The organism is Prevotella sp. P3-92, assembly GCF_002251205.1.
Taxonomy (GTDB): Bacteria; Bacteroidota; Bacteroidia; order Bacteroidales; family Bacteroidaceae; genus Prevotella.
Genome location: NZ_NPJE01000035.1, coordinates 111,556 through 122,776, shown reverse-complemented (window position 1 = coordinate 122,776; position 11,221 = coordinate 111,556). Strand labels below are relative to the sequence as shown.

Genomic DNA, 11,221 nt, shown 5'->3' with positions numbered 1-11,221 from the left:
ACGCTATGTAAAGCGTTTTAGTAACACTTTTCCTGCATTGTAAAGTGATTCAGTAAAGGAATAAAATGAGAGTGAAGTAATTTAGTAAAATAACAAGAAAAGTGTAAAGTAGAATCAGTTAAAGTCAAATTCATTGAAATTGCAGACCAAATTCATTGAAATTGCAGACCAAATTCATTGATTTTACTCAGCAAATTCATTGAATTTGCAAGCAAACAGACCGTTTCAAATGGTGTAATTGATTGATACTTTGCGGTTTCAATGATACTCAAAAACACACGCAGAAACCGACTATATCAATCGCAACAGCATGCTCCCATCACCGTCAATCGCGATGGGGAGTCAGCATGATGCCGTTGTATATCCTACCACTGTCTATTCCAAGGTGGCGCGCAGAGAAATACATATCCGACTGCGCATAAGTGCAAATGCCTGAAGAGATGATGCGCTGAGGGTCAACACCAAGTTGAATCAACTGGCGACGATTACATTCGGGCAGATCAATATGCCATTTCTGGTATCGCCGGCTGATTGGTTCCATCTCAAAGCCAGCATCAACAAACTGCTGATAGACCTCATCGCCCACTTCAAAATGGTCGATACTGATGCCAGGACCTATTGCTGCGGTAAGCTCAGAAGGTTGTGTACCGTAAGCAGCACGCATGCGTTCAATGGCTTTGACCACAATACGCTGTACGGTGCCACGCCATCCGGCATGGACAGCACATACGGCATGGTGTGCCGCATCATAGATCAACACGGGAATGCAATCGGCTGTTGACACGCCAACACAGATGCCCGGCACATCGGTCATCACCGCATCGAAACCGTCTGTCAGTTCGTCACGCACCACAGCAGGCTGTTCGGTAAAGTCGCGGCCTATCTGTTTGACCTCGGCAGCATGCACCTGGTGGGGCACTACGAGTTGCGCCATACCGATGCCAAGGCGTTGGCAGAGCGCTGTGCGGTTGGCTTCGATGTGGGCAGGGTCGTCGCCACAATATCTATTGATATTAAAAGCGGCGTAATTGCCCTCGCTGCATCCACCTTTTCTGGTGGTGCTGAAGGCAATCACGCCGTTTCCCATATCGTAATCGTGCCACTGGGGCAGATTATTCTTCATCTTCGTATTCAAAATCTTCAAGGTCGTCAACATCCTCAAGGTCGTCGTCGTCGAGGTAGATGATATCTTCATCTTCGCCCTCATCCGCCATTTCCTGTGCAAACATCGACATATCCTTGTCGCGGTGTACGATATTCTCTTCACCGATGGCAGTAGCCAACTTATTGCTTTCGTCGTTGAGTTCTGCCCAAAGCACATCTTTGAGCTCGTCAAGACCTTGGTTGGCAACAGCCGATATGAATACCACGGGGAGATCGTCGGGCAGAGTCTCGCGCAACATGTCGATCAGTTCCTCGTCGAGCAAATCACACTTGGTGACCGCCAGCACACGGTGCTTATCGATCAAATCGGGATTAAACTGCCGCAATTCATTGAGCAGTATCTCGTATTCGCGCTTGATATCGTCGGTATCGCCAGGCACCATAAAGAGCAATAGCGAGTTGCGCTCAATGTGGCGGAGGAATCGCAAACCGAGTCCTTTGCCTTCGCTGGCTCCCTCAATGATACCGGGAATATCTGCCATCACAAACGATTTGTGGTCGCGATAGCCCACGATACCGAGGCTGGGCTCCATCGTGGTGAAGGGATAATTGGCTATCTTCGGACGGGCATTCGACAAGGCTGAGACCAGTGTGGATTTGCCGGCATTGGGAAAACCGACAAGGCCGACATCTGCCAACAATTTCAGTTCGAGGATCACAGTCATTTCCTGCATCGGTTCACCGGGCTGCGCATAGCGCGGAGCCTGGTTGGTGGCTGATCGGAACTGATAGTTACCCAATCCGCCTCGACCGCCTTTAAGGAGCATCACCTCTTGTCCGTCGTAGGTTACATCGCAGACATATTTGCCGGTTTCAGCATTATAGACCACCGTGCCACAGGGCACGTCGATGTAGATATCCTTGCCGTCGGTGCCGTGACACTTGTCGCGACCGCCATTACCGCCGTGTTCGGCGAAGATATGGCGCTCGTATCTCAGGTGTAACAACGTCCAATAGTTGTGGTTGCCACGCAGAATGATGCTTCCGCCCTTGCCTCCGTCGCCCCCGTCGGGGCCGCCGTTAGGGTTGTATTTCACATGGCGCAGGTGCATAGACCCACGTCCGCCTTTACCCGAACGGCAACAGATTTTCACATAGTCAACGAAATTGCTTTCCGGCATATCAGTCGTATTAAAGATTATCGATTACTTTCTGGATATCGCCGAAGATGCGATCCAGAGTGCCAAGTCCGTCGATGTGGTGGTGAAGGCCTTCCTTCTTATACCACTCTACGAGGGGCATGGTCTGTGAATGATATACTACGAGGCGCTTCTTGATAGTCTCCTCGTTGTCGTCGGCACGACCACTTTCCTTTCCGCGCTTGATGAGTCGAGTCATCAACTCCTCTTCGGGCACGTCGAGTTCAATCATGGCTGCTACCTTGTGTCCACGCTCATCAAGCATTTTCTTCAGTGCTTCAGCTTGTGGAATGGTGCGGGGGAAACCGTCGAAGATTACTCCGGCGTGATCTTTGCCAAATGAGTCATACACATTGGCAAGGATGCTAATCATCAGCTCGTCGGGAATCAACGCACCCTTTTCAATATAGCTTTGAGCGGTCTTGCCCAATTCTGTTCCGTTTTTAATCTCGTTGCGAAGCACATCGCCAGTAGAGATATGACCCAAGCCATACTTCTCGATGAGCAAATCGCTCTGTGTTCCTTTACCGGAGCCGGGAGCTCCGAAGATTACAATATTCTTCATTTCTTTTCCAAATAAAATTAAAAAGTTTATCCTTACTCGTTATCTGTCTTTACTTTGTAAATTTCCTTCAACTGACGACCTTGTTGGTCATAATCCAAACCATAGCCCACAATGAAGTCGTTGGGGATGGTGAATGCCACATAGTTAATATCGAGCTGCTCCTGCAAGCGGTCAGGTTTCATCGTCAGCGTACATATCAACACACGCTCGGCATGGCGGTTGTGCAGTTCGTTGAGGATGCTGCGCATGGTCAGACCGCTCTCGATGATGTCTTCCACAATAACCACTGTGCGTCCGGTGAGGTCTTGGTTCACACCGATCAACTGCTTCACCTTACCAGTAGAGGCTGTACCTTCATAGCTTGCCACCTTGACAAATGTCACTTCACAGGGAATCGTCACCTCGCGCAATAGGTCGGCGGCAAATATAAACGATCCGTTGAGCACCGCCATAAACAGCGGATTGTCATCCTTCAGGTCGGCACTGATCTGGCTGCCGAGCTCCTTGAGGCGTTGTTTGATTTGCGATTCTGATATCGATGTCTCGAATGTTTTGTCCTTGATCTTTACGACTCCCATATATAAGGAATATAAAATTTCTTGCAAAATTACTAAATTTTCAGCAAAGTATGACTATATATTACTATATTTTTGCTAATTTTGCAGTGAAATGAAGATATTTACAAGCGCTCAGATTCGTGAGCTTGACCGATATACCATTGAGCATGAGCCCATTCAGAGTATCGATCTGATGGAAAGAGCAGCTTCCACATTGGCAAGAACCATTGCCAATACATGGGACAGCTCAGTGAAAGTTGTCGTTTTTGCCGGCCCTGGCAACAACGGCGGTGATGCGCTTGCCGTGGCACGACTCCTCGGCGAGCAAGGGTATCAAGTGGCTGTTTTCCTCTTCAACATAAGAGGCAGACTATCGCCCGACTGTCTGATCAACAAACGGAGAGTGCAGGAATGTAAGCACATCAAGAAATTTGTAGAGGTAACACAAGAGTTTGACCCGCCACAACTGGAGAAGGGAATGCTTGTCATCGACGGACTTTTCGGGTCGGGACTCAACAAACCGCTGGCGGGTGGATTTGCCTCACTGGTGAAATACATCAATGCTTCGCCGGCTGAGGTCGTGGCTATCGACATGCCTTCTGGCTTGATGAGTGAAGACAATACCTACAATGTCAGCTCTAACATCATCAGGGCATCGGTCACACTGACGCTGCAACAACCCAAGCTCTCGTTTCTCTTCCCTGAAAACCAACAGTTTATCGGCCGATTGCGAACACTCGACATTCGACTGAGTCAGGAGGGTATCAGTAAAATAGATGCCAACTACACCGTCATCGAAGAGTCTGATGTCAGGCCATTGTTGAAAGATCGCAATCCTTTCGCCCACAAGGGACAGATGGGACACGCACTGATTATGGCTGGAAGTTACGGCATGGCAGGTGCTGCCATACTCGCTACCAAGGCATGTCTGCGTGCTGGCGCTGGAAAAGTGACGGTTCATACTCCACGCAAGAACTGTCAGATCATGCAAGTGGCAGTGCCCGAAGCGGTGTTGCAGCTCGACCATGAAGAGACTATCATCACTGAAGCGGTAGATACAGAAAACTTCCAAGCACTGGGCATTGGACCTGGTATAGGACAAAACGAAGCTACTGCCATACCATTCATCGCACAGTTGCGACGCGCCACCTGCCCCATTGTGGCTGACGCAGATGCCATCAATATCCTGGCAAGTCATCGCGCATGGAAGCAACAGCTGCCCAAAGGCATCATACTCACCCCACACGCCAAGGAACTGGACCGACTGGAAGGTGCATCGGTGGATAGCTTTGAACGACTAACCAAAGCTCACCAACTGGCAGAACGACTGCATGGCTATGTCATCGTAAAGGGAAGATATACCGCCATCTGCATGCCCGACGGACATATACGTTTCAATTCGACAGGTAATGCGGGGATGGCAACTGCTGGAAGTGGCGATGTGCTCACCGGAATCATTACCGCACTATTGGCACGTGGCTATGAGCCTCAACATGCTTGTATTGTGGGTGTGTATCTCCACGGACTGGCTGGCGACCTCGCTGCACGCGACTTGGGAGAAGAGAGCCTCACGGCAAGCGACATCATCGATTATCTGCCTCGAGCATTCAAAAGATTAAAAGAATAAAAACATAACAACTATTGACTAATATGAAGAAGTACATACTCACACTGCCCTTGCTCTTCGTGAGCATCATCACCATGGCACAGGCGGTATCAACACCTTTGAAACCCGGAAGGACTCCAGAGGGTGTGGTATATTTCCTACCCAAAACGGTGTTTCAACTCAATCTGCTGGTTGAGAAAAAGACCTACAAGCCGGGCGAATTTTGTAAATATGCGGAGAAATTTCTACGTCTCTCTGGCATTGCACAGGAAGAGGAAGTGACCCACAGCATCGTCAGTTACGGACTCACACCTGTTGGTGTTCGCGACACATCAAAGTGTTATACCGTCATGCTGAAAGGTAAGAGTGCTACTGCAGAAGTGAAGTTGAGCGACGACGGTGTGCTTCAGGCGGTCAATGCCGAACCGGCTAAAGTGAAAGTGAAAGAGCCTTTCAAACCTGCGCCACGCAAGGCACCTGTCGATTCCAAACAGTATCTCAGTGCCGAAGTATTGTCGGCAGGTAGTGTGGCAAAGATGGCTGAACTGACCGTGCAGCAGATTCTTGAGATACAAAACCATCGTCAAATGCTCATCAGCGGTGAGGCGGAAGACGTGCCGACCGATAAAGATCAGTTGCAACTGATGATTGACCAGCTCGACAAAGAGCGCGAAGCACTCATGTCGATGTTTCTTGGCACCACTACACGCGACACTGTAGAGCAGGTTATCACGATTTGTCCGGAGAAAGAAGTGAAGCGCGAAGTTGTTTTCCGCCTCAACAAGAAGATCGGTCTGGTAGATAAAGACGATCTGTCGGGCATCCCCTACTACATGAACATTGAAGATGAGCACCATACCACATTGCAGAAATATGATATTCCTGAGAATAAAAAGGACGGTGGATTCTTTGTCAACGTACCCGGAAGAATCAAGTTTACCCTGTTGCGCGAAGACCATCAGTTGGCATCGTTCAACCTCTATGCCGCACAGTTTGGTTTTGTAGAACTGCGCAGCGGTTCACTCTTCAAACGCTATGTCACCCACATGACCCTTAACCCCGTTACGGGTTCTGTAGAGACAATACATGCCGACATGCCTACAAAATAGGCACACCGAATTATATATATAATATATAACGCACAAAAGCCCCGTAGCAACGTTGCTACGAGGCTTTTGTGCAGTGTCGGGGGAACATCAGAAGCGGAATCCAAGCGACACGAAGGGGGCATAACAAGTAGGCTGGTTGCCATGGAAATTGCGCATCGAGAAGCCCACGCCGACAATAGGTTGGAAGCGTTGTGCCGTGGGATGCTTATAGAAATACAGGCCTAGCGAATAGGTAGAGTTGGAAAAATCGCTCTTTCCCACCGATACAGATGCTGTGCCGCGCAGCTCTAATGCCCCCAGGCGACTGCGCTCGTTGCTGATCAACTGATAGCCCAATCCGCCTCCGATATTCGTTGCATTGTTATAATCTTTCGTAGCGCCATTCTTCGGAATAAAGAAGTCGGTGTGTGCCAACGCATGGATAGACAGACGGTTGATGGGTGTGAAGTTGAGGTCGAACGATGCGCCCATGGGCGAAAGTTCCTTGGCTGGCATACCCATTGTAAACGATGCATCGAAATGCAAAGGCACATTCTCTGTTTGGGCTTTTGCACCCACTGCTGTCATGCAGAGCATCACAGCCATAAACAATACTTTTCTCATAATCTACTCTTGTTCGTTATTATTTTTCTGGTGCAAATATATGCAGAATATCTAACTATCATCTATATTAAACACTATTTCATATCGTTAATAATGATTATTTAACTACCTATACAGCACTTGTAACACTTGTTAAGTTATTCTCGCGTATCTGGCACGTTCCACAATTGGTAGCTTGCATTGCCAACAATGAAAGCATTTCGCAGATTTCTCTTTATTTCCTCGCTCAGCTCAGAATTATCCACAAGCTTTAAAACCTTCATGAGATAATCACCATCATTCTCATCTACATCAATATTGTTAAGACCGGAAAAAAAGGTTTCCAGAAGTGTCAGTTCTCCTTGTTTATTTGGATATTTTGCAATCCAAGCTGCGATAATATCGTGAAGATCCTCGCCATTAACAGATTGATAATCGCCTCCTGCAACAAAATCAAAGAGTTCCTTGTTGTTCGCAAAATCCTGTTTTATCTCGTTTTTGTCAACCCGATAAAACTCGCTCGTCTTCTGTGCAATACATGCAAGGATAGAATCACGTGAGAGTTTTTGTCCCTGATTCTCATTCTTGATATCCAGCAATATCCTATTATGAAAATATCCAATGCTGTCGCCTATGGTCAAGAGTTCATCCGACACATCACCTGGGAACAAGTTATTCATAGATTTATCATCTGGGTTCATCGGAGGGAACAACTCATCATCACCTTTTGAGCGAGTATATATTTCTATAACTGGCTCATCAAGAAATGCAGCAACCAAACCTGATGTAGCAGTTGCACCCGCTGCAGTTCCAGCAGGACCAAACCACGAACATACGATTCCGCCTACTGCGTCAGCTACAGTAACACCGATGATTTTTTTAAACCATTTAACCCAACCCCCTCTTGTGATTACTTGCTCATTCCCTTTGGACACCTCCACATTAAGAGTCTCCATCTGGGCTTTAAGTTCAACGAATTCTGGAGGCAACACAGTTGTTTGCGTTGTTGACACCATCTGATCCAACTCTTTCGTTTGGTCTTCTGAAACACACGACATGACTAACAAGATAATAGTCACATAAAAAACAACTCCTTTCATAATTATTCTTCTTAACAACCTAATCAAGCGCATTCTTAAGTCACTTTATTTTTTTTTAATTAATACCTTCTTCAATCAGTGCGCTATAATACGAATCGGTATTCTGATCTAAACAATATGGAGCATTAACCTACAAATGCGCCACATTTGTTGATGCAAAATTACAACTTAATTCGCGTCAAAACGCCCTACCCTATATTTTAACATTTATTTTGCAACATTCTTAAAAAAACCTATCTATTTATCATTCTGACATTTACAATCCATGCGTGATACTACCTATTATTAAATTGTCACAAATTGCTTGCAACATCGTTCTATTTTCACTACCTTTGTCATACATTAACACAATTATGAGGACTATTCAAACAATCAAAATTACATTCATTGCTTTAATGATATACTGCAACATCTGTTGTGACAATAAAGCAAATCAGGAACTTCAAATCGTAGAAGGGCTTCTCAACCAAGACCTTCTTGACTCGGCATACACGACATTCAATAAAATTGAATTATCAACAGAAAAAACCACATCTGATTCTGCTTTATACTATTTATTAAAAACAGAAATTATGTGGCAAAAAGAAGAACCCTTCAAAGATGATTCCATTATCAATTTCGCCATTAAATACTATGAACAACACAAAGATCCAAAAAGATTGGCCAACGCATACCACTACAAAAGCGGCATCTTATACATAAAAGGAAGAAAAAAACAAGCCATTGCATTGGAGAAAAAGGCAGAGCTAATCGCAAAAAATCTTCAAGACGATCTACTCAACATCAAGATATATAACAATCTTTTCTATTACAACAGCGAAGATAACAATTTTCAAGAAGCGGAAAAATACTGCAGGAAAAAGCTATATAGTGCTAACAAAATAGACCACAACCTTTGGAAAGCAATTACATTGAACGAACTTGCTTCTTTATATCTTGAATACAAAAACATAGACAGCGCCTGCCATTATATCAACATGTCACTACCACTTGCCAAATACATGCCCCAAGAAGAAAGAAATTATCTTTTGGGGAACATGGGCAGGACCTTGGAAAAAATCGATCCTCAGCGAGCCATTTCACTATATGAAAAAGCACTACTCGAACTTAAAGACCCGAAACTATATGGATTCATTGCTGATGCATACTACCAACAAGGCAAAAAAGGAAAGGCAATGATATTGTGGAACAAAGCACTCAGCACTCCCGACCTCAGCTTTCAAATAAACGTTCTTGAAAAGCAACACCAATACCTTTCCGAACAAAGTCGCGAACATGATGCCCATCAGGTAGCCAAAAGAATCATTGCTTTAAAGGACAGTATGGCCTTGATTCAACAACAAGACAGCATCAAAGAGATACAAAGAATGATGGAACAGGAATATATGGCACAAGAAACACGCGAAGAACGCCATAAACTGTTATCCATCTGTTGCGGATTGCTGGCGCTCTTCGGCATTGTCACCAGCGTCTATGTCATCCGACATAGACACTATCGGAAGCAAATCGTCCTCCACAAAAATGATGCATTGCAGAATCGAGAGAAACTAAAAAGCGTACTACAGGCCTCGGAACAATCTGCAAAAGATATCAAACTACTGCATAAGGAAGTAGATATGCTGCGCAAAAATCAGTCGCAACTGCTTGCCAAAGGCAAACAACGCTATGAGGAAATCCAACAAGGAGGCAACACTCTGCTATGGCGTAAGCCCGACTTCACAGCGTTTATGGAATACTATCGCATGCAGGATGCATCTTTCGTGGAACAGTTGGAGAGCAAAGATGAGATTTCGTCACCTCGTTTGATGATGTTTAAAACACTCGTCCACATGGGCTATTCAAAAGAAAGAATAGCGAAAGCTCTCTGCGTGAGCGAAGACTCGCTGCGCACCTATAAATCCAGAGTCAAAAACAATAAGCAGTAGTGTTCCGCTCTCTTGTCAGTCTCTGCGTTCCTCTTTGTGCAACTGATAGGCACGCGCCAAACCACCTTCACTCGTCTCCTTATAGAGCGACGGCAGGTCGTGACCAGTCTGCTTCATCACTTTCACTACACGGTCGAACGAAACACGGTGGCTACCGTCTGACAAAGCAGCGTAAAGGTTGGCATCGAGAGCACGGGTAGCTGCGAAAGCATTGCGTTCAATACATGGAATCTGCACCAGACCGCACACCGGATCGCATGTCATTCCAAGGTGATGCTCCAATCCCATCTCGGCTGCATACTCCACCTGCGACGGACTACCACCAAACAATTGACAAGCTGCGGCAGATGCCATGGCACAAGCCACACCCACTTCGCCCTGACAACCTACATCGGCACCAGAGATAGAAGCATTGCGTTTCACCACATTGCCAAAGATACCGGCAGTAGCCAAAGCGTGGAGAATACGAATATCGCTAAACTTATGACCGCGAGACAAGTGATAGAGCACGGCAGGCAATACGCCACACGATCCGCAAGTGGGGGCGGTAACGATGGTACCACCTGAAGCATTCTCCTCACTGACCGACAGTGCATAGGCATAAACCAAGGCACGGGTTTGCAACGACTGTTTATAACCGCTGGCTTTCACATAGTAGGTAGGACCTTTGCGAGGCAGATGCAACGGACCGGGCAATACGCCTTCGTGGTCGATGCCGCGCTCCACACTCTCCTGCATGGCTTTCCAAACTTCAGCAAGATAGTCCCAGATGCCTTCATCCTCACATTCGCCGACATATTCCCAATAGTTGCGACCACTTTTCTCGCACCACTGTTGAATCTCAGCCATGGTATTCAGCTCATATACTTCACTTTGATCAGCAAACCAGCGCGGGTGTTCGCCTTCTGAAAGAGCACCGCCTCCCACGCTATAACAGATCCACTCATCTATTATATTATTGTTCGCGTCGCGCGCCACAAACTTCATTCCATTAGGATGGAACGGCAGAAACACCTGCGGTTGCCATTCCAACTGCAACGGAGCGATGGGTTCAAGCACTTCTTTGATAGCCACATCGGTCATGTGGCCACGTCCCGTAGCAGCCAGACTGCCATAGAGTGTCACCTCGAAAGAATGGGCGTCGCCATGATGACTGGCAAAGATTTGCGCAGCCTTCTGTGGTCCCATCGTATGACTACTCGATGGACCCTTACCTATTCGGTATAGTTCTCTTAATGATTTCATGTTTGCAAAGGTACGATTAAGTGAGTGAAATGCAAAATAAATGCTCGCTTTTATTTTCATTTCCGAGCGTGAGTACCTAAGGTCCATAGGACCAAAGGTACGATTAAGTGAGAAGAAAACAAAAGAAAACTCGTTTTCTTTTTGTTTTCTCGAACGTGAGTACCTAAGATGCAATACGTCAAAGGTACGATTAAGTGAGTGAAATGCAAAATAAATGCTCGCTTTTATT

The 11,221-nt window shown here is 46.3% G+C and carries 10 protein-coding genes; 3 read left to right on the top strand and 7 right to left on the bottom strand.

The window, feature by feature from the left end:
• Nucleotides 1–325: 325 nt before the first annotated feature.
• From pgeF to hpt, 4 genes are read right to left on the bottom strand one after another with little or no spacing between them, the layout of a single operon-like run.
• Complete coding sequence (gene pgeF / locus CIK93_RS05635; protein ID WP_094391199.1) at nucleotides 326–1,123, bottom strand: peptidoglycan editing factor PgeF; 798 nt, start codon at nucleotides 1,121–1,123, stop codon at nucleotides 326–328.
• Nucleotides 1,113–2,285, bottom strand: a complete 1,173-nt coding sequence (gene obgE, locus CIK93_RS05630; RefSeq protein WP_094434436.1) for a GTPase ObgE — start codon at nucleotides 2,283–2,285, stop codon at nucleotides 1,113–1,115. Before obgE ends, pgeF begins: the two co-directional genes overlap by 11 nt.
• A gap of 10 nt (nucleotides 2,286–2,295) precedes the next feature.
• Nucleotides 2,296–2,868, bottom strand: a complete 573-nt coding sequence (locus tag CIK93_RS05625; protein ID WP_094434434.1) for an adenylate kinase — start codon at nucleotides 2,866–2,868, stop codon at nucleotides 2,296–2,298.
• Nucleotides 2,869–2,900: 32 nt separating this feature from the next.
• Nucleotides 2,901–3,446: a hypoxanthine phosphoribosyltransferase gene (gene hpt / locus CIK93_RS05620; protein ID WP_094440497.1), complete on the bottom strand. Its 546-nt coding sequence runs from the start codon at nucleotides 3,444–3,446 to the stop codon at nucleotides 2,901–2,903.
• A 91-nt stretch (nucleotides 3,447–3,537) separates the two neighbouring features.
• Here hpt and CIK93_RS05615 point away from each other — a divergent pair, with 91 nt between their 5' ends.
• A complete protein-coding gene (locus tag CIK93_RS05615; protein WP_094440496.1) occupies nucleotides 3,538–5,052 on the top strand; it encodes an NAD(P)H-hydrate dehydratase in 1,515 nt (504 codons plus the stop codon).
• Between the two features lie 23 nt (nucleotides 5,053–5,075).
• On the top strand, nucleotides 5,076–6,140 hold the full coding sequence (locus CIK93_RS05610) for a DUF4831 family protein (protein WP_094391194.1): 1,065 nt from the start codon (nucleotides 5,076–5,078) through the stop codon (nucleotides 6,138–6,140).
• Between the two features lie 87 nt (nucleotides 6,141–6,227).
• Here the strand turns inward: CIK93_RS05610 and CIK93_RS05605 are convergent, their stop codons facing one another.
• Nucleotides 6,228–6,743, bottom strand: a complete 516-nt coding sequence (locus tag CIK93_RS05605; protein ID WP_094446809.1) for a hypothetical protein — start codon at nucleotides 6,741–6,743, stop codon at nucleotides 6,228–6,230.
• 137 nt (nucleotides 6,744–6,880) lie between these two features.
• Nucleotides 6,881–7,822: a hypothetical protein gene (locus tag CIK93_RS05600; RefSeq protein ID WP_094446808.1), complete on the bottom strand. Its 942-nt coding sequence runs from the start codon at nucleotides 7,820–7,822 to the stop codon at nucleotides 6,881–6,883.
• Between the two features lie 572 nt (nucleotides 7,823–8,394).
• On the opposite strand from CIK93_RS05600, the gene CIK93_RS05595 reads away from it, so the two are divergent.
• Nucleotides 8,395–9,747, top strand: a complete 1,353-nt coding sequence (locus CIK93_RS05595; protein ID WP_144007566.1) for a tetratricopeptide repeat protein — start codon at nucleotides 8,395–8,397, stop codon at nucleotides 9,745–9,747.
• Between the two features lie 15 nt (nucleotides 9,748–9,762).
• Here CIK93_RS05595 and CIK93_RS05590 read toward each other — a convergent pair whose 3' ends face one another.
• The gene (locus tag CIK93_RS05590) at nucleotides 9,763–10,992 is read right to left on the bottom strand and encodes an L-serine ammonia-lyase (RefSeq protein ID WP_094446806.1); all 1,230 of its coding nucleotides are present in this window, start codon (nucleotides 10,990–10,992) and stop codon (nucleotides 9,763–9,765) included.
• Nucleotides 10,993–11,221: the final 229 nt, after the last annotated feature.

Bases quoted from the DNA above. Each gene is read 5' to 3' on its own strand.
- CIK93_RS05610 (WP_094391194.1), top strand. From the start codon at position 5,076: ATGAAGAAGTACATACTCACACTGCCCTTGCTCTTCGTGAGCATCATC.
- CIK93_RS05595 (WP_144007566.1), top strand. From the start codon at position 8,395: ATGTGGCAAAAAGAAGAACCCTTCAAAGATGATTCCATTATCAATTTC.
- CIK93_RS05600 (WP_094446808.1), bottom strand. From the start codon at position 7,822: ATGAAAGGAGTTGTTTTTTATGTGACTATTATCTTGTTAGTCATGTCG.
- obgE (WP_094434436.1), bottom strand. From the start codon at position 2,285: ATGCCGGAAAGCAATTTCGTTGACTATGTGAAAATCTGTTGCCGTTCG.
- hpt (WP_094440497.1), bottom strand. From the start codon at position 3,446: ATGGGAGTCGTAAAGATCAAGGACAAAACATTCGAGACATCGATATCA.
- pgeF (WP_094391199.1), bottom strand. From the start codon at position 1,123: ATGAAGAATAATCTGCCCCAGTGGCACGATTACGATATGGGAAACGGC.
- CIK93_RS05625 (WP_094434434.1), bottom strand. From the start codon at position 2,868: ATGAAGAATATTGTAATCTTCGGAGCTCCCGGCTCCGGTAAAGGAACA.
- CIK93_RS05615 (WP_094440496.1), top strand. From the start codon at position 3,538: ATGAAGATATTTACAAGCGCTCAGATTCGTGAGCTTGACCGATATACC.
- CIK93_RS05605 (WP_094446809.1), bottom strand. From the start codon at position 6,743: ATGAGAAAAGTATTGTTTATGGCTGTGATGCTCTGCATGACAGCAGTG.
- CIK93_RS05590 (WP_094446806.1), bottom strand. From the start codon at position 10,992: ATGAAATCATTAAGAGAACTATACCGAATAGGTAAGGGTCCATCGAGT.